Origin of the sequence: Thermoflexus sp. (assembly GCF_034432235.1) — a bacterium.
Classification (GTDB): Bacteria; Chloroflexota; Anaerolineae; order Thermoflexales; family Thermoflexaceae; genus Thermoflexus.
Window position 1 is genome coordinate 1 of sequence record NZ_DAOUCJ010000118.1, and the last position, 18,346, is coordinate 18,346.

18 protein-coding genes and 1 tRNA gene are annotated in these 18,346 nt (G+C 62.5%); 10 read left to right on the forward strand and 9 right to left on the reverse strand.

From position 1 onward, the window contains the following. From VAE54_RS14255 to VAE54_RS14300, 10 genes are all read left to right on the forward strand, one after another. Positions 1-3,977 (forward strand): S8 family serine peptidase (locus VAE54_RS14255; RefSeq protein ID WP_322802643.1); only part of this gene is annotated, 3,977 nt, incomplete at its 5' end. Positions 3,978-4,275: 298 nt separating this feature from the next. Further along, a complete protein-coding gene (locus tag VAE54_RS14260) occupies positions 4,276-5,280 on the forward strand; it encodes a LacI family DNA-binding transcriptional regulator (protein WP_322802644.1) in 1,005 nt (334 codons plus the stop codon). A 16-nt stretch (positions 5,281-5,296) separates the two neighbouring features. Continuing rightward, a complete protein-coding gene (locus VAE54_RS14265) occupies positions 5,297-7,108 on the forward strand; it encodes an ABC transporter substrate-binding protein (RefSeq protein ID WP_322802645.1) in 1,812 nt (603 codons plus the stop codon). 187 nt (positions 7,109-7,295) lie between these two features. Continuing rightward, positions 7,296-8,282, forward strand: coding sequence for an ABC transporter permease (locus VAE54_RS14270; RefSeq protein ID WP_322802646.1), 987 nt, complete (start codon positions 7,296-7,298; stop codon positions 8,280-8,282). A gap of 1 nt (position 8,283) precedes the next feature. After that, positions 8,284-9,144: an ABC transporter permease gene (locus VAE54_RS14275; RefSeq protein WP_322802647.1), complete on the forward strand. Its 861-nt coding sequence runs from the start codon at positions 8,284-8,286 to the stop codon at positions 9,142-9,144. Beyond that, positions 9,141-10,151, forward strand: a complete 1,011-nt coding sequence (locus VAE54_RS14280; RefSeq protein ID WP_322802648.1) for an ABC transporter ATP-binding protein — start codon at positions 9,141-9,143, stop codon at positions 10,149-10,151. Before VAE54_RS14275 ends, VAE54_RS14280 begins: the two co-directional genes overlap by 4 nt. 94 nt (positions 10,152-10,245) lie before the next feature. After that, on the forward strand, positions 10,246-11,277 hold the full coding sequence (locus VAE54_RS14285) for an ABC transporter ATP-binding protein (RefSeq protein WP_322802649.1): 1,032 nt from the start codon (positions 10,246-10,248) through the stop codon (positions 11,275-11,277). Then, complete coding sequence (locus VAE54_RS14290; protein WP_322802650.1) at positions 11,235-11,480, forward strand: hypothetical protein; 246 nt, start codon at positions 11,235-11,237, stop codon at positions 11,478-11,480. The genes VAE54_RS14285 and VAE54_RS14290 overlap by 43 nt, the downstream gene beginning before the upstream one ends. After that, complete coding sequence (locus VAE54_RS14295) at positions 11,455-12,330, forward strand: hypothetical protein (RefSeq protein WP_322802651.1); 876 nt, start codon at positions 11,455-11,457, stop codon at positions 12,328-12,330. The genes VAE54_RS14290 and VAE54_RS14295 overlap by 26 nt, the downstream gene beginning before the upstream one ends. A gap of 27 nt (positions 12,331-12,357) precedes the next feature. Further along, positions 12,358-13,581 (forward strand): cellulase family glycosylhydrolase, encoded by a 1,224-nt coding sequence (locus VAE54_RS14300; protein ID WP_322802652.1) that lies wholly within the window; start codon positions 12,358-12,360, stop codon positions 13,579-13,581. Between the two features lie 127 nt (positions 13,582-13,708). Here the strand turns inward: VAE54_RS14300 and rplL are convergent, their stop codons facing one another. From rplL to VAE54_RS14345, 9 genes are all read right to left on the reverse strand, one after another. Further along, the gene (rplL, locus tag VAE54_RS14305) at positions 13,709-14,101 is read right to left on the reverse strand and encodes a 50S ribosomal protein L7/L12 (RefSeq protein WP_322802653.1); all 393 of its coding nucleotides are present in this window, start codon (positions 14,099-14,101) and stop codon (positions 13,709-13,711) included. A gap of 22 nt (positions 14,102-14,123) precedes the next feature. After that, a complete protein-coding gene (gene rplJ, locus VAE54_RS14310) occupies positions 14,124-14,663 on the reverse strand; it encodes a 50S ribosomal protein L10 (protein ID WP_322802654.1) in 540 nt (179 codons plus the stop codon). A 314-nt stretch (positions 14,664-14,977) separates the two neighbouring features. Beyond that, complete coding sequence (gene rplA / locus VAE54_RS14315) at positions 14,978-15,697, reverse strand: 50S ribosomal protein L1 (protein WP_322802655.1); 720 nt, start codon at positions 15,695-15,697, stop codon at positions 14,978-14,980. Between the two features lie 91 nt (positions 15,698-15,788). After that, complete coding sequence (gene rplK / locus VAE54_RS14320; RefSeq protein ID WP_322802656.1) at positions 15,789-16,214, reverse strand: 50S ribosomal protein L11; 426 nt, start codon at positions 16,212-16,214, stop codon at positions 15,789-15,791. Between the two features lie 37 nt (positions 16,215-16,251). Beyond that, complete coding sequence (gene nusG / locus VAE54_RS14325) at positions 16,252-16,902, reverse strand: transcription termination/antitermination protein NusG (protein WP_322802657.1); 651 nt, start codon at positions 16,900-16,902, stop codon at positions 16,252-16,254. Positions 16,903-17,208: 306 nt separating this feature from the next. After that, positions 17,209-17,517, reverse strand: a complete 309-nt coding sequence (secE, locus tag VAE54_RS14330; protein WP_322802658.1) for a preprotein translocase subunit SecE — start codon at positions 17,515-17,517, stop codon at positions 17,209-17,211. Between the two features lie 175 nt (positions 17,518-17,692). Further along, positions 17,693-17,765, reverse strand: a tRNA-Trp gene (locus VAE54_RS14335). Positions 17,766-17,789: 24 nt separating this feature from the next. Further along, positions 17,790-17,951 carry a 50S ribosomal protein L33 gene (gene rpmG, locus VAE54_RS14340; protein WP_322802659.1) on the reverse strand — a complete coding sequence of 54 codons (162 nt, stop codon included), beginning with the start codon at positions 17,949-17,951 and terminating at the stop codon, positions 17,790-17,792. A 273-nt stretch (positions 17,952-18,224) separates the two neighbouring features. Next, positions 18,225-18,346 (reverse strand): hypothetical protein (locus VAE54_RS14345; RefSeq protein WP_322800010.1); only part of this gene is annotated, 122 nt, incomplete at its 5' end.

The window sequence follows — 18,346 nt, forward strand, 5'->3', positions numbered from 1 at the left end:
TCAAGAAGCTGGCAGGGATCCCCGGGGTGATTTCGGTGGTCTCCACGGAGTCCTATCAACCGGTGGAGGCTCCTTGGGATGACGAGGCGAAGCCTCAGCGGGAGCGTCTGAGCGCGAAGGAGATCCGCGCTCTGCTGCAGGAGGGCGGCAAGAGCCTGTTGTTCCAGAAGCTCCGGGAGCTCCGACAGCCGCGCCCCATGCGGCCGCAGCCGGGGAAACCCGATCGTGTCCGGCCGGAGGGGGCCCTCCCATCCGCCGCGCCCGAATCCGGGATCCAGCCGGCCACCGTGAAAGTGAAGGACATCCATGGCGCCTCCGCGGCCTGGGCCAAGGGCTACACCGGTGCCGGGGTGGTGGTGGCCGTGGTGGACACCGGTGTGGATTTCGGCCACCCGGACCTCCAGGGCACCCAGGCTCGTATTCCCTCGGGCCCCTATGCCGGCTGGCCTTTCGCGTATAACACCCTCTCCGGCGCCTTCTATGCGCTGGACCCCACCCTTACAATCGGCCCGGATAACTACTGGGATCTGGTGACTCTGACCTGGTTCGCCCACACCCTGCCGATCACTGGAGCCACCTGCACGACCCTCACCTGCACGGCGGCCCTCACCCTCGATTTCACCAATGTGCCGACTTCAACTCTTTCCTTCATCTGGCCGAATCGCTCCAAGAGCAACCAGTATTACTACACGGTGCACCCGGATCTCCACCATCTGGTCGCCGGTAACCTCTTGGGCCTGGGATACGCAGCCACCATCGGCGCCCCCGCCGTCGTCATCGTCGCCGATGAGACAATCGCGGGTGTCTATGACACAGTCTACGTAGACGTGGACTTCGATAGGGATCTCACCGATGAGAAGCCGATGCGCAAGGGCAGCGAGCTGGCGGGGGCCGATCTGTTCAACGCCGCCGGGAATCCCGGAACGGACGGGGTCTGGGATCTCTCCGCCGGGATGCTGACCTGGATCGCCGACGGCGTCAACCCACCGCCGGGCGTCTCCGCGCTGTATCCCGGTGTTGCGGTGCCCCCCGCCGGGCGCCTGATCGCTTTTGTCGGAGATGAAGAGGGCCACGGCACCAATGTGGCAGGCGACATCGCCGCCCAGGGCGTGATCACCGACCCCGAATGGGTTGGGCCCATCAACCCGATCTTCGCAGGCGCGGCGAACGTCGGCGGCGCCGGCGGGCCGGTGCTCGCGGGCATGGCCCCGAAGGCCAAGGTGGCCGCTTTCCAGAACGGCTTTAACCTGCCCTTTGACTCCTGGGCCCTGGCCGCCCTGGGCTTCGATGGCATTCCCAACAGCGGCGATGAGGCTCAGATCGTGAACAACTCCTGGGGCGCCAGCCCCACCATCAACGACGGCTGGGACGCCACTTCCCGCTTCGCCCACTGGCTGAACAACTACTTCGCGCCCAGCACGGCCTTCCTGGTGGCCACGGGCAACGGCGGCCACGGCTACGGCACCGTCACCGAGCCCGACGGCGGCTCCATCATCGATGTGGGCGCCAGCACCTCCTACGGTTCCCTGGCTTACTTTGAGCTTGTGAACCCGGACCAGTTCACCTACGGCGATGTGCAGCCCTGGTCCAACCGTGGTCCTACCACCCTGGGGGACGTGGCGCCGGATGTGGTGGCGGTGGGCGCCTGGGGCACCGGCGCCAACCCGCTGAACCTCTCGCTGAACCTCTCGCTGAACCTCTATTTCGGCAATGGCCAAGCGGCCTATGATATCTTCGGCGGGACCTCCATGGCCACCCCCATCGCGTCAGGGAACCTGGCCCTGGTCTACCACGCCTTCCGCGCCAAACATGGCCGCTGGCCGACATGGCAGGAGGCGAAGGCCATCTTCCTCAACGGCGCCCACGACCTGGGCTACGATGTCCTCACCCAGGGGTCGGGCAACGTGGATGCGAACCGGGCCACCGACATCGCCGCCGGGATGAACTACGGCTACTGGGTGGAGCCGGCCCAGTGGAACCCGGGCAGCTACCGGGGCGTGGAATATCCATCCTTCCCCGCCATCATGCTGCCTGGCCAGTCCGCTGTGAAGACGTTTACGATCCACAACCCCACCAGCGTGCCCTTCTCGGTGAACTTGCAGGATGTCACCCTCCAGAAGGTCGCCGAGATCACTTTCACCCTCTCCTTCCCATCCTTTGATCCATCCCCCTTCACCCGCCCGACCTGGGTGACGGATATCACCCCGCTCCTCAACACCTACGACCCCGACCTGGTGCGGGCACAGGTGGTCTTCCCTTACCGCGTGTTTGATAAGAACGGGGATTACAGCTACGACAATCGTTGGCGAGCCTTCTTCTACGACTGGAAGGACTTGAACGGCAACGGCAAGTTGTGGACAGACATCAACAGCAATGGCTACATTGATTCCTGGTCCGAAATTGACCGCGTGCCTTGTCCGCCTCCTCTAAACTCCCTGTATTGCTACGAATATAACCGCTTCACATATAGCTACCCCAGCGGCACCTACCTGGAAGCCAGCCTGGGCCGGGATAGCCTCTCCCGACGCCACGACGGGGTCTTCTTCGGCGTCCAGCGCCGCACCGGCAGTGACCCGATCACCCTGCAGGTCCGCCTCACTTTCTACAAGAAAGCGGACTGGGGCTGGCTGAGCCTCTCCGCCTCCAGCGTGAGCCTGCCGGCGAGCGGAGATGCCACCTTCCAGGCCACCCTGTCCGTGCCCTCCACAGCGCGGCCCGGCGTCTACGAGGGGGCTATCGAGGTGAGCCACGGCCCGCACAAGCACGTGATCCCGGTGGTGGTGCACGTGGCCGCCAGCGGGCCCACCTTCGACTTCGGAGCTGCCTCCCTGACCGAGCCCATCGGCAACCCGCCTTACGACAACGGCCACCTCTTCGGAGGCTTCGATTGGTCCTGGCGTTATGAGGCCGGCGATTGGCGGCTCTATTACTTCGACATCCCCAATGGCACCGCCGCCCCGGGCAAGGCGATGATCGTGGATACCCGCTGGGTCACAACCCCCACCGACGTGGACACCTGGATCTTCGGCCGCGCCACGGACTTCTACTCCACCCTGGATCCCACCTTCTTCGGCCCGCAGAGTGTCGAGCAGGTGGGTGGAAGCAATGACACCTACATTGGCAGCGGCCGCTTCGTCTTCAACACCGCCACCGGCGGCCCGCGGGAGATCGTGGCCGGTGAGATCCGGGACGGCCTGGGCTTCCTGGCGCTGCATAACGTCCTCTACGCCGGCACCCAGCTCGGCGAGCCCCTCGTCGGGGCCGCCTACGCGGTCCAGGCGCTCCCGTTCCCGGTGGTGATCACCACGCCGGTCACCTTCGGGAGCTGGACCCAGACCTTCTCCACCACCCGCACGATCCCTGAGGGCATCCAGGTCCTGGCCTTCGGCCTGAGCCAGCCCACAGTGCTCCTCAACCAGACGGCTGTCCAGGATAATCCCAACAACCCGTGCACGGCCAGCTGGGTGATCTCGCAGACCATCAGCAACGGCGGGCTGCTGGAGGTGACCACCGCCAGCGGGGTGGCTGGACTCGACATCGACCTGTATGTCTACAAGGACGATGGCGACGGGGTTTTCGAGTGCGGCACCCAGGACGCCCTGGTGGCTTCTTCCACTACGCCCACGGCGTTCGAGCGGGTCCGCCTGACCCGGCCGCCGGACGGCCGCTACTGGATCACGGTCCACGGCTGGAACGTGCCCGGCGGAAGCCAGCCTTTCAACATCACCATCAACGCGATCCAGGGCACGGATCTCATCGTCAGCGGTGTGCCGTCCGGGCCGATCGCCGCAGGCAGCCCGGTGTCCTTCCAGGTGAAGTTCTCAAAACCTGTCACTCCGCCGGCCACTTATTACGGCCTGCTCTTCATCGGCCCGGCCCCCGCTCCCACGGCGTTGCAGGTTCCGGTCATCGTCCACTTCGTTCCCACCGCGGCGACCATCTATCTGCCGCTGGTGATGAAGAACACCGGGCCATAATCCGGGCCTTTCTCCATCCGCGACCAGGCGGCGCACCCCAAAGGGTGCGCCGCCTGCATTTCGGAAGATCGCCACACGAGACCTCTGGGATGGAAGCGACTCCCCCATCCTGCATCTTACCGGCGAAGAACCCCCACCCCCTTGACAAATTCTTCCCTTTTGAATAAAATGGGGGTGAAAACGTTTTCCCGAACATGTTCACAGGTATAATATATCAAAACAAAATAAACCTCCTGTTATTTTTCATTAAATGAATATTTTGTTGAATAATATCGACATTAATTTTATTTCGTTTAAAATGTCTCGGCCGACTTTGAAAGCGATTGCAAAACGAGCGGGGGTTTCGGTCGCGACGGTATCGCGGGCGCTGAGTGGACGGGGACGGGTGGAGGAGGCGACCCGGGAGCGGATCCTGCGGATCGCGGAGGAGCTGGGGTATGCCCCGGATATGGCGGCCCGTAGCCTGGTGCTGCGCCGCACGGAAAACATCGGCTTCCTCATCCATGCCCTCCAATCCCTTTCCCCTCACACTTTCTACGGCGAGATCCTGACAGCGGTGGAGCGCGAACTGCGCCGCCATCGCTATCATCTCCACTTTGCTACCGTGGAGGATGAGGCGCTCCCTGCCCTGATCAAGGAGAACCGTGTCGATGGCCTGCTCTTGGTCGGCTGCGATCTGCCAGCCTCCCTGATCCAGACATTGAAAGAGCGCCGCTTCCCACTGGTGCTGGTCGATAACCACATGCCCGGGGTAGACAGTGTCTTCACCGACAACATCGGTGGTGCCTTCCAGGCCACGACACATCTAATCCGCCTGGGACATCGTCGAATCGCTTTCATCACAGAGACCATGGATAACCTGAGCTTTCGGGAGCGGTTTGAAGGCTACCGCCAAGCGCTTGAAGCCCATGGCATATCTTTCGACCCCGCACTGGTGGCAGAGGGAGAGCGAGGCCTCGAAGGAGGGTTCCTGGCAACGCGAACCCTTCTACAGCGAGCCAGGCCCACCGCCCTTATCGCGGCCAACGATCCCACCGCTGCCAGCGCCATACGGGCCATCCGAGCGCATGGCCTGCGGATCCCCGAAGATATCGCCGTGGTGGGCTTCGACGATGATCCCCTCGCTGCGCACACCGACCCCCCCCTCACCACCATGCGGGTCTTTCGATCCAAAATGGCCGTCCTGGCTGTGGCGCGGCTGCTCGATCTGATGAAGAACCCGGAGCAGCCTGCCATTCATGTCCGCATCGAAACCCAGTTGGTCGTGCGTGAGTCCTGTGGAGGCTCTCTCACCCCATCCTGAGGAGAGGAGGTCTGCCATGTCCCGAGGGTCCAGTATGACGATGGCATGGGTTTTCGCCCTCACAGCGCTGGCCGTATTGCTGAGCGCCTGCGCGCCCACCCCCACGCCATCCCCCGGGCCAGCCGCTTCCCCTACCCCCGTTGTGATCGAAAAAGTCGTCACCCCCACCCCTGCCCCACGTCCGAAGGAATTCGTGCTGGGCACCGCGTGGGAGGTCCCGCCTGCCTATCACGGCAACCCCTTCGCCTCCGGCGGGGTCGGTGGGGCATGGTGGTTCGTTTTCCAACCCCTCTTGATCTATGTCCCCGCTACCGGCGAGGCGATCCCCAGCCTGGCGGAATCTTTCCAGGAAGCCCCGGACCGGATCACTTTCCGGTTGCGCCAGACCGGCTGGTCGGATGGAACGCCCTTCACCAGCAAAGATGTGTGGGCCTCCTTCGTCCTGATGAAGTTGATGTGGAACTGGCCAGGCGAGGTCGACCGGGTGGAGACGCCCGACGATCGGACGGCGGTCATCGTATGGAAGCAACCGCTGGCGAACCCCAGGGCCCTGATCAGCAGCGCCCCCATCCTGGTCAACGCATCGGCTTACGGGAAGTTCGCCGAGGAAGCCGCCAAATGGCTGGGCCAGACCGGCCCGGAGGCCGAGGGAGCCCTGAACAAGGTTCGTCAGGAGCTCTCTAACTTCAAGCCGGAGAAGCCCATCGCCATCGGCCCCTTCCAGGTGGAGACCGTCAGCGCCTCGGAAATGATCTTGTCGAAGAACCCACACCATTACGCCGCAAGCAAGATCCAGATCGATCGCATCCGCTTCCTGCGCTGGACCTCGAACGAGGTGATGTGGGCGTTCCACCTGGCCGGGGAGCTGGACGCCAGCCACGCGGCTGCCCCGAAGGACGTCGCAGATCAGATCCTGCAGCGGCAGCCGAAAACGCGACTCCACCTGGTCACGGACCTGTCGGAGTTCGCCCTGCTCTTCAATCTGCGCAAGGCGCCTTTCAACGATGTCCGCTTCCGCAAGGCCATAGCCTATTTGATCGATCGCGACAAGGTGCGGGAGGTGGCCTATTACGCCGGGCTCACTTCCGCTCCCTACTCCCACGGCGTCCTGAAGTCCTTCGAGGAGCAATGGCTGGGGAAGGATTTCCTGAGCACCCTCAGTGCCTACGCTCCTGACCCGGCGAAGGCGGAGGCGCTGCTCAAAGAGCTGGGCTGGACGAAGGGCCCAGACGGTAAATGGCGGGATCCCGCGGGCCGAACCCCTGAGTTTGAGATCCTGGCTCAGGCTGGAGCCACCGATTGGACCCTGGCCGCCGAGGCGATCGCTACCCAGCTGAACCAGCATGGCTTCCGAGTGCGGACCCGCACCGTCGAGCCCGGCGTGTATCCCACGACGCTCCGGGGCGGCCAGTTCGACATGGCGATCCAGTTCGGCAGCGCCTGGTGGGGCACGGCCCACCCGCTGACCGGATACTATCGCCTCTATCAGGGAGAGGCGGCAGAATTCACCGGGGCGAAGGATCTGATGACCACTGCGAAGGGACCCCAGGGAGAGGACGTGAACATCGCCCAGGCGCTGGATAGCCTGTCGAAGGAGCCGAACTCGGAACGCCAGAAGACCATCGTTCGCCAGCTGGCCTGGATCACCAACGAGAACCTTCCGGTCCTCAGCCTGCTGGAAAAGCGTCTGATGATCTTCCACGTCGACGGCGTGCGCGTGACCGGCTGGCCGGCCGAGAATGATCCGCTGTGGACAGTGGCTCCCGGCGCGATCGAGCGGTTCTATGCCCACCTGCTCATCGAGGGTATCTTGAAGCCGGCCCCATAGCTGGACAATCCCAAAGGGAGCTCTTGGAGTGCGGTGCCTGGGCACCGCCCTTGCACTGCGCTGCGCCGCAAAAGGGATAGGCCGGGCGCTCTCATGCCCGGCCTATCCCCTGAATGTTTTCATGGGTTGTTTCTTTTCATCAAGGCCGACTGGCGAAGGATGAATAGTGGAAAGGGGCAGAACGCAGATGCGGTGGGTCCGACGGGTGCTTCTGGCAGCATTGACCATCTGGCTGGTCGCCAGCATCACTTTTGTCGTAGTCGAGCAGGCGCCAGGGGATATCTTCTACCTAATGGCTCAAGAGATCGCCCAGGCCCGCGGGGTCTCCATCGAGGTGGCCTACGCCCAGGTGCGCAGCATGGTAGGATATGACCCCACTCGCCCGCTTCTGGACCGCTATCTGGAGTGGCTGCGGGAGCTTCTGCGGGGGAACCTGGGCTTTTCATACTTTTACCGGATCTCCGTGAATCAGATCCTCTTCCAGGCCCTGCCCTGGACGGTCTTCGTCCTCTCGATCGCTCTCCTCCTGAGCTTTGGAATCGGAGTGCTGCTGGGATTGGTGATCGCCGTCCGGCGGCGCTCCTGGCTGGATCCCATGGTCACCAGCTATGCCTCCCTGACGGACGCAACGCCAGATTACCTGACAGCCCTCCTGCTGCTGATTCTCTTCGCCCTTAACCTGAAATGGTTTCCCTCAAAGGGAGCCTACGACAGCAACCTGTCTCCGGGATTCAACCTACCTTTTATCCTTAGTGTGCTCCACCATGCCACATTGCCGATCCTCGCCTATACCCTGGAGAACATCGGAGCCTGGGCTCTGGCGATGAAGGGGAGCGCGATCTCCGTCCTGGGGGAGGATTTCATTGCCTTCGCCCGGGCCCGGGGTCTCCGGGAACGTCGCATCCTGACCCATTATGTCGGCCGCAACGCGATCCTTCCTATGGTCACCGGCCTGGCGCTCGCCTTCGGGGGGATGTTTGGAGGCTCCGTCCTGATCGAAACAGTCTTCCACTACCCTGGGATCGGATGGTTTTTCAAGTTCGCCCTGGATCACCGGGATTACGGCATGATGCGGGGATTGCTGATCCTCACCACCGTGGCCATTGTGCTGGCCAACCTGATCGCAGACCTCGTCTACCCCCTGCTGGATCCCCGTATTCGGATGGAGGACTAAGATGCGCACATTCCTGGGCGACTTCCTCAGCGCATTGCGAGGAAACCGCCGGGCGGCAATAGGGAGTTTGATCCTGGTCGGTTATCTGCTGATGGCCCTGATCGGTCCTGAGCTGATCCCTATGGATTCGACGATGCGATACGCCGAGCGCTTCCGCCCGCCGTCTCTGGCTCACCCGCTGGGGACTGATTACGCAGGTCGGGATGTGCTGGCCCAGATCGTCCACGGGTCCCGGGATGTGCTGGCGATCGCCATCCTCACGGCCCTCTTCACCACGTCCATGGCCGTGGGAATCGGGGCCCTCGCCGGATATTCTGGAGGGATGGTGGATGGTTTCCTCATGCTGCTGACCAACATCCAGCTCACCGTGCCTGCGGTGCCAGTCTACCTCTTGATCGGCTCTGTGTTTCAGATCCGGGATCCGGTGGGGTTCGCCGTGCTGATCAGTTTGTGGATGTGGGGGCCGCTGGCCCGGGCCGTCCGCTCCCAGATCCTCTCGCTGAAGGAGCGGGAGTTCATCGAAGCGGCCCGCGTTCTGGGTCTGGGAACCACCCATATCTTGGCGCGGGAGTTGTTTCCAAACCTGACCCCGTTCGTGGTTATTCACTTCATTCGGATGATGCGGGATGCCATCACGGCCAGCGTCGGGCTGATCTTCCTGGGGCTGGCTCCCTTCTCCCCAACCAACTGGGGCACGATGCTCAACCTGGCTGTGTTCCAAACGGGCGCGATCTATATCCCGAACGCCCTTCACTACGTGATCGCGCCGATGGCAGCGATCGTCCTCTTCCAGTTGGGAGCCATCTTCTTCGCCCATGGGCTGGATGAGATCCTGAACCCTCGTCTCCGAGCACCCGCATGAAGCCTCTGGTGCAGGTTCGCGATCTGCGCGTCACCTTCGACCTGGGGCGACACGGGCGCCTGATTGCGGTGGATGGCGTGTCGTTCGACTTGGCCCAGGGGGAATTTGTCGCCCTGGTTGGGGAGAGCGGAAGCGGCAAGAGCACTACCGCCTTGGCGCTGATCCGCTTGGTCCCACCGCCCGGCTTCATCTCCGGCGGCCGTCTGCTGTGGTGGGGGGACAGCAAAGGGGAGCCGGTGGATCTGCTCCAGTTAAGTGAGGCTCAGATGCGGGAGCGCCGATGGCGCGACATCGCGATGGTCTTCCAAGGGGCCCAGAATGCCCTCAACCCGGTCATGCGCATTGCGGAACAGATGATGGAAACCGTGCGGGCCCATCAGGCCATGCCCCGCGATGAGATCTTGGATCGAGCTGCCCGGTGTCTGCGCATGGTCCGCCTCGAGCCCTCCCGGGTTCTCCGGGCCTATCCCCATGAGCTCAGCGGAGGGATGCGCCAGCGGGTGCTCATCGCCATGAGCCTGCTCATGAGCCCCCGCCTCCTGATCCTGGACGAGCCCACCACAGCCCTGGATGTGATCACCCAGGCCCATATCCTGGAGATCCTGCGGGAAATCCAGGAGCAGCTGGGGTTGACGATGCTCCTCCTGACCCATGACCTGGCCGTGGTGGCGAAGACGGCCCGCCGGGTCCTGATCATGTATGCCGGTCAGATCGTGGAAGAGGCGCCCACGGTGACCCTTTTCGAATCACCCTATCATCCCTATACGCGGGGCCTCCTTCAGGCGGTGCCGACCCTCCGCGGAGATCTGACCGGGAAGCGTCCGATCCCCGGGGCTCCCCCGGACCTGCGGCATCCGCCTCCAGGCTGCCGCTTCCATCCTCGATGTCCGTATGCGGATGAAATGTGCCGCCGGGTGGAGCCGGAACTCGAGGATGTCGGCAGTCGTCGCGTGGCATGTCATCACTGGCGACGGGTCGCTCAGGAAGCCCCGTCCCAGAAGCTGTAAGGCGGATAGCTCCAAGGGGAGGAGCCATTCGGCCTCCCCCGAATTTAAGCCCGGCTGTGGGAGTTCCGCCAAACAGAGGCTCAGAGAGTTCCCTATGATGAAGCAAACGCTGATCGCGCTGGAAGATGTCTGGTTGATCTTCCAACGGGGCTGGCTCTCCCGGGAGCGGGTGGAAGCCGTCGCCGGGGTATCGCTGGCGATCCCGGAGGGGGGAATCCTGGCGCTGGTCGGGGAAACCGGGAGCGGGAAGACCACCCTGGGCAAAGTGGTGGCGGGCCTCTACCGACCGACCCGGGGGCGCCTCCTTTTCCAGGGGCAGGATCTGTGGACTATGAATCGCCGCGACTTCCCCCAATACCGGCGGGCCGTCCAATTGGTGCACCAGGACGCTTTCGCCGCCCTGAACCCGGTCCGCACGGTTTATCAGTCATTGAAGGCGCCTCTTCTTCATCACCGAATCGCCCGGAACGAACGGGAGGCCCGCGAGCGATCAGCGGAGCTCCTGGCGCAGGTCGGTTTGACGCCGCCGGAGCTGTTCCTGGATAAATATCCGCATCAGCTGAGCGGAGGCCAGCGTCAGCGCGTGCTCCTCGCTCGGGCGCTCACGGTGCAGCCGCGCCTGATCGTGGCCGACGAGCCGGTCTCCATGATCGACGTCTCTCTGCGACTTGCCATCTTGCAGCTGCTGCGCGAGCTGAACCGCCGCCTGGGCATCGCCATCCTATACATCACCCACGACCTGGCAACCGCTCGATACCTGGCGGAGGAAGGGCAACTGGCGGTCATGTATCTGGGGAAGATCGTGGAACACGGGGCCTTCCACAAAGTCCTGGAGAACCCGCGCCATCCCTATCTCCAGGCCCTCCTCTCTGCGGTCCCCGTTCCGGATCCGCGGGTTGCACAAGCGACCCGCCCGATGGCCCTTCAGGAGATCGATCCGCCAGATCCGCGACGGCCGCCCTCCGGATGCCGCTTCCATCCGCGTTGTCCATACGTCCAACCGATCTGCCGCGAGATCTCGCCGGCCCTGGAAGGTCCAGCCGATCACCAGGTGGCCTGCCATTTCGCTCAGGAGATCCCTCCATGGCGCCCGCCATCAGCCGCCTCGCCTTCACCATGGGCCTGACGCTGTTCCTGCTTGCCCTGATGGCCCTTCCCTCTCTGACTCCCGGATCCCCCGCCTTTGTGGTAGATGTCATGGCGCTGCTGATCAGCGGGGGGTTCCTGGTGCTTCTGGTCTGGTCCATCCGGCGGGCGATCGCCCGCCGCATCCCATCCCACGATCATCACAAGGAGGACTCCAATGATTCGCCTCGCCCGTCATCCTGAACCCATCCTGAAACCTCTGCCCCACCACCCATGGGAGTCCCGATACGTATTTAATGCCGGTGTTGCCTATCATAACGGCCTGGTTCACATGCTCTACCGCGCCATGGGTGAGGATATGATCTCCCGCCTGGGGTATGCGATCAGCCCGGATGGCCTGAACTTCTACCGGCTGGATCAGCCGGTCCTGATCCCGGCTGCGCCATGGGAGGCCCGGGGGGTGGAGGATCCGCGCATTACATGGCTGGAAGGGAAATTCTACGTCCTTTACACCGCCTATTCCGGATCCGAGGTTCGGGTCTCCATGGCCTCCACCACGAACTTCATCACCTGGACGCGACATGGGATTCTTCTCCCGGACGAAGATAACAAGGACGCGGCTCTTTTCCCGGAGAAGATCAAAGGACGGTACGCCATGCTCCATCGGAGACCTCCGGATATCTGGCTGGCCTATTCGGATGACCTGATCCACTGGACGGACCACCAGGTGATCATGCGACCCCGCCCGGGGACCTGGGAGTCATGGAAGATTGGGGCCGGCGCGCAGCCGATCCGGACCGAATGGGGATGGCTGCTCTTCTACCACGGGGTCGATGATCATCGGGTATATCGGCTCGGGATCGCTCTCCTGGATCTGGAAGATCCCGCCCGGGTGATCCGACGCCAGGAGGCGCCCATCCTCGCCCCCGAGACTTCCTGGGAGCGAGAGGGACAGGTCCCCAATGTGGTCTTCACATGCGGAGCTGTGGAGATCGATGGAACATATTATGTTTACTACGGCGGGGCGGATTCGGTGATCGGGGTGGCGACCGTTCAAAAAGAAGATGTGGAGCGATTCTGCCGGGGACGTTGATCCTTGCCAGGGGGAGCGCCAATAGCGATGTGGGATGATCACTTTATGGTCGGCGTGAACTACTGGCCGCGCACCAAGGCGATGTTCTGGTGGAAGCACTTCGACCCGGAAGAGGTCCGGGCGGACCTGGCGGAGATCGCCTCATGGCATCTGGATGGGATCCGCATCTTCCTCATGTGGGAAGATTTCATGCCCGAGCCGCATACCGTGGACCCATGGATGCTTGAGCGCCTCCGCCAGGTCCTGGACCTGGCGCACATGCATGGGCTCCGGGTGATCCTCACCCTTTTCACCGGACATATGAGCGGCGTGAACTGGCTGCCGCCATGGCTTCTGGACGGGGACCGAGAGAGCGATCCCCGCTTTCGACTGATCGCGGGAGGACGCGCGGTAAAAGGACGCCTTCGGGATCTTTACGAAGATCCCATGGCCCTGGACGCCCAGGTTCGGATGCTGGAAGCGGCGGCCCAGGCAGTGGGAGATCACCCGGCCCTGCTCGCCTGGGATCTGGGAAACGAGCCAGACCTGGTGCTGCGACCTCGGACCCCGGAGGCCGCCGCGGGCTGGCTGGCCACCCTCACCCGCGCGCTCCGTGCCATGGATCCTGCCCATCCCATCACCGTCGGCTTCCACAGCCCGGTCCTGGAAGAAGATCTGGGGTTCCGGATCCGCGCCCTGGCACCCATGCTGGATTTCCTCTGCATGCACGGCTATCCGGTTTACGCTCAGTGGGCGCGGCATCCGCTGGACGAGCAGGCGCTGGCCTTCCTGACGCGTCTCACCGCCAGCCTGGGCATGAAACCGGTGCTCTTTGAAGAGTTCGGGCTGCCCACGGCCCCACCGGGTCAACCCACCCACAAAGTTTCGATCCGGCTGGAAGATCGCTCCTTTGAGGTAACGCTCATCGCGGAAGAAGAAGCAGCCGCTTTCTTCGAGCGAGCGTTGGAAGCTCTGCATCAGGCGGGAGCGCTGGGGGCATTCATCTGGTGTTTCAGCGATTACCACCCCGATTTGTGGGATCATCCTCCTTGCGACCGGCTGGTGCACGAGCGGCACTTCGGGCTGCTGCGGCCGGATGGGAGCCGCAAACCCGCTGTAGAAGCCGTCGCCCGCTTCGCCGCCCGGAAACGCCCGGTCGTCTCTCCCCCGGCTCCACTGCCGGTGCCGGAGGATTACGAGTCCCATCCCGGGGAAGCTCTCCGCGAGCTCTATGCACGGTTCCTGCAAGCGGGCAATTCCGTCCGAAGCTAATGGGGAGGGTTCGGGTTTGGAGACCGCGCAGCCTGCTCATGGTCTGGCCGTTCGCCGCTCATCATAAGCCGTGGGGCGGGTGGTGAAACTTCCCGCCCCACGCTTTCGCTCCCACGCCGCATGGCTTTCACTTGATCTCCACGACAGCGCCCACCGCCTCCAGCTTTGCCTTGGCGTCCTGGGCCACTTCCTTGCTGACGCCCTCGAGGACCGGTTTGGGGGCGGCCTCGACCAGATCCTTGGCCTCCTTGAGGCCCAGGTTGGTCAGCTGGCGCACCACCTTGATCACCTCGATCTTCTTCGGCCCGACCTCCTTGAGGATGACATCGAACTCCGTCTTCTCCTCAACAGCCGGGGCCGCGGCCGGGGCGCCGGGGGCCGCCGCGGGGATAGCGGCAGCAACAGCGACAGGGGCTGCCGCCTTCACCCCCCAGCGCTCCTCCAGCAACTTCACGAGCTCCACGGCTTCCAGCAAGGTCAGGTTGCTTAACTCCTCAACCAGCTTCTGAAGATCCGCCATGGGGAAATCACCTCCAGAGGATTTAAGCGGTTTGGGAAGCCTCTTTCAGCTGATCGGCCCGCGCCTGCAGCACGCCAACGACCTGCTGCAGAACTGCGGTCAGCACGCCGGCCAGCTGGGCAGCCGGGGCCTGGATCGCCCCCAGGACCTGGCCCAGCACCACTGGGCGCGGCGGCAATTCGGAAAGCGCCTTCACATCCTCGGGGCGCAGCCGGCGCCCGTCCAGCAGCCCGCCCTTGATCTTGAGGATCTTGTTCTCTTCAGCGAACTCCAGCAGGGCTTTAGCGACCGCCGAAGGATCCTCCAGGCAAAAGGCGGCTGCCGTAGGACCCTCCAGCAGATCTTCCGGAACCGTCCACCCGGCCTGCCGCAGGGCAATACGAAGCAACGTGTTCTTTGTGACATGGAATGCCCCGCCGGACTTTTTCACCTTCTGGCGAAGCCGATACATGCCCTGCGCATCCAGCCCCTGGTAGTCCGCAAGGATCAGGGCCTGGCTGCGGGAGAGCAACTCCCGATACTGCGCGATCATCTGTTCCTTCTCAGCGCGCGTAAACGGCAAGCCCCACCTCCTCGACCAGGTTAAAAGTCACGCAACCGGTTTTCCGGGGCTGGGCATGGCCCTCGCCCTCGGAATTCAAGCCCCAGTGTGCAAAAACCGTGCGCCCCTGCCTGTGCAGACAGGGGCGCACGGACCTTCCCCTCGCCGATCTTCCGATCGACAAGGAAGGGTTCGCTCCGCGCCCTGCCTCGACAGGCGGGGCTCTGCCCCTTTAAGCGAAAGCGCACCTGACTTCACCGGCAGGGTTTAATCTAAGAATACCAGAAGCTCGCTTGGCGCTGATCTCCCTCCTCTTCGCAACCGCACAGACTCAATCAAGCGGCGATTTCCAGCGATTGGGCCGCCACCGGATCCACCTTGATGCCGGGCCCCATGGTCGCGCTGACCACAACCTTTCGGATATAAGGCCCCTTCAGCCCGGAGGGCCGGGCTTTCTTCACCGCGTCCATCAGGGCTGCGAAATTCTCCAGCAATTGATCCACCGAGAAACTGACCTTGCCGATGGGCACATGGAGATTAGCGGTCTTATCCACCCGGAACTCCACCCGGCCCGCCTTCGCCTCCCGGATCGCCCGCGGGAGATCCTCGGGATTCACCACCGTGCCCGCGCGAGGGTTCGGCATCAGCCCGCGGGGACCCAGGATCCGCCCCAACCGGCCGACTTTCGGCATCATATCCGGCGTCGCAATGGCTACATCGAAGTCCGTCCATCCCTCCTGAATCCGTTTGATTCCCTCATCATCGCTGATGACATAATCCGCGCCGGCCTCCTGGGCAATCCGCGCGGCCTCCCCCGCCGCGAACACCAGGACACGGACCCGCTTGCCCAGCCCGTGGGGGAGAACAACCACCCCCCGCACTTGCTGATCCGCATGGCGAGGATCCACCCCCAGGCGCATATGCACCTCGACCGTTCCATCGAATCGGGTGTAGCTGGTCTCCTTGACCAGCTCCAGCGCCTCGCGGGGAGAATAGAGGCGCTCCCGATCCACCTTCTTCAAGGCCTCCAGATATTTCTTCCCTCGCTCGCCCATGTTTGAACCTCCTGTGGTGCATACGGGCCCTTCCGGCCCTCCCACGGCTTCACCCACAAAGGATTTATATATCTTCCGGGAGGCGTAACTCCTAATCCACAATCTGGATCCCCATGCTACGGGCCGTGCCGGCGATCATCCGCATCGCCGCCTCAATGTCCTCCGTGTTCAGATCCTTCATTTTAAGCTCCGCGATCTCCCGGAGCTGCTGCCGGGTGATCCGGCCGACGATCTGCCGGTTCGGCTCCGAGGAGCCCTTCTCAATGCCGGCCGCCCGGCGGAGAAGGTCAGACACCGGTGGAGTCTTGAGCTCCATTGTAAAGGAGCCATCCGTGTAGATCGTGACCTCCACCGGCACGATCTGGCCGGCCATGTGCGCCGTGCGGGCGTTGTATTCCTTGCAAAACGCCATCACGTTGACTCCATGAGGGGCCAGAGTCGGCCCAATGGGCGGTGCCGGGTTCGCCTTGCCTGCTTCGATCTGCAGTTTGATAACCGCCTTGACCTTCTTGGCCATAGATGATCCCCTCTGTCTATAATATTCTTGATTTCAGCTAAATTTTCTCCACCTGGGTAAAGTCCAGCTCCACGGGCGTTTCCCGCCCGAAGAAAGAGACGAGAACTCGAATCTTCGCTTTATCCGGATCGATTTCATCCACGATTCCCACGAAATCCGCAAAAGGCCCTTCAGTGATCCGAACCTTCTGCCCGGGCTTGAAGGTGACGCGGATTCGTGGAGCCTTGCTCTCCATGCGTTTGAAAATCGCCTGGACCTCCTCCGGGCGTAGCGGAGTGGGTTGGTTGCCCATTCCGACGAAACCGGTGACCCCGGGCGTGAATCGGACCACTGCCCATGAGTCCTCATCCATGATCATCTCTACCAGGATATAGCCCGGGTAAATTCGCCGTCGAACGGGCCGCTTCTTCCCTTCCCGGATCTCGATCTCTTCCTCCTCTGGAACCACAATGTTGAAGATCTTGTGCTGCATACCCAGGGAAGCAATCCGCTGCTCCAGGCTGTGCTTCACCTTGTGCTCCGAGCCCGCATAACAGTGAACAATATACCAAGCCCGTTCCCGTGAGGCCACCAACCGGCCTTCCCCTTCCACCTCGGAAGCCGCCGCGCTCTCCTCTCCTTCTTTTGTCTCGCTGGTTGGCATCTCGGCAGTTCCCGTGACCTCCAGCTCACGCAGCAACTCCTCCAAAGGTTCCTCGTCTACTTCGAAGGATTCCGGAGATGCAAACCGCTCTTCCTCCCCGTTCATAGCTCTCCCTTTTTCCGAAAGATAGATGTAGAGAATCAGCCTCAAACTCAGCGGGACTCCACAAACCGACGGCGGAACTCCGAACCCGCTCTTCCCCAGATCTCACCGCAAAACAGGGCTGGGCGGGACATCTTCCACACCCCGCCCAGCCCCGCCTGTCCTTCATTAGCAAAAACGATTGGGGTCAGGAAAAGGCCCCAGCAGAAAGCCGGGGGAGACCGCTGCGCAATCCCCTTTTCAATGTTTTCAATCCCGGGTTAAAGCATAAACCAGCGCGCCCAGACCCCCCAGACTGCCCACGATGGCAATGCCTAACCGGAGAGGATCTTGGGGTGTGGTGAAAATCCCCCCAAACAGCCAGAAGAAGAAATAATCCACCAACCCCAGGAGGATCGACATCCCTATAGTGACCGCCAGAACCACCCCGGTCAGACGATACAGCTCCTGCCGGTCTGGCCAGCGGACCTTCTTGAGCTCCCCCTGAACCTCTCGCAGATATCGAAGGGGGGCCCACTCGCCTCGCAGGAATCGCCGGGTCTCTGCCGCCTTCGCCACAGGATGTCCACTCCTTTTGCTCACCGGGTTGCCACGCCATTCCCCCGACTGCCCGGAATCAGATCGAGCACTACCGGGGACGCAGCGGACTTCTCTCCCATGAACTTGGAGCCCACTGCGCCTACCTCAACACAAACTGGGACACCGCATTGCGGTGTCCCAGGGTCATCCCAGGCAGGCCGGCCAGGACTCGAACCTGGAACCTGCGGATTTGGAGTCCGCTGCTCTGCCTATTGAGCTACCGGCCTGCACCTTTGAGAGATCCAGGAAACCTACTTGGTTTCCCGGTGCAAAGTATGCTTACGACATCGTGGACAATATTTACGAAGCTCCAGACGATTTGGGTCGTTGTTCCGATTCTTCTGGGTTGTGTAATTCCGCCCCTTGCATTCTGTGCATGCCAACGTAATTACGATCCTAACCTCTTTCGCCATAGCCGCCTCAACCGTATGCTCAGGATAGAAGAGGATATACGGCTCGAGAGGCAAGGGAGGACGGCCGGGCTTGCCCCCACCCGCCTCTTCTTTTTAACTTTACCAGAACCTCGCCCTTCTGTCCAGCCTGGGAGAATACACGGTTCAGGTGGCTCTACTCTCCACCCATTGCCAGCGGCGCACCTGGACATCCTGACAAGCCCAATCCCGGAGGGGAGAAACCCATAAAACAGGCCCTCCCTTCTCCGAGAGGGAAATGGGCTTTTGTGACTTTTAATCCAGGATTTTGGTGACGACGCCGGCGCCGACGGTGAGCCCGCCTTCCCGGATGGCGAACCGCAACCCCTCCTCAATGGCCACCGGCGCAATCAGCCGCACCCGCAGGTTCACATTGT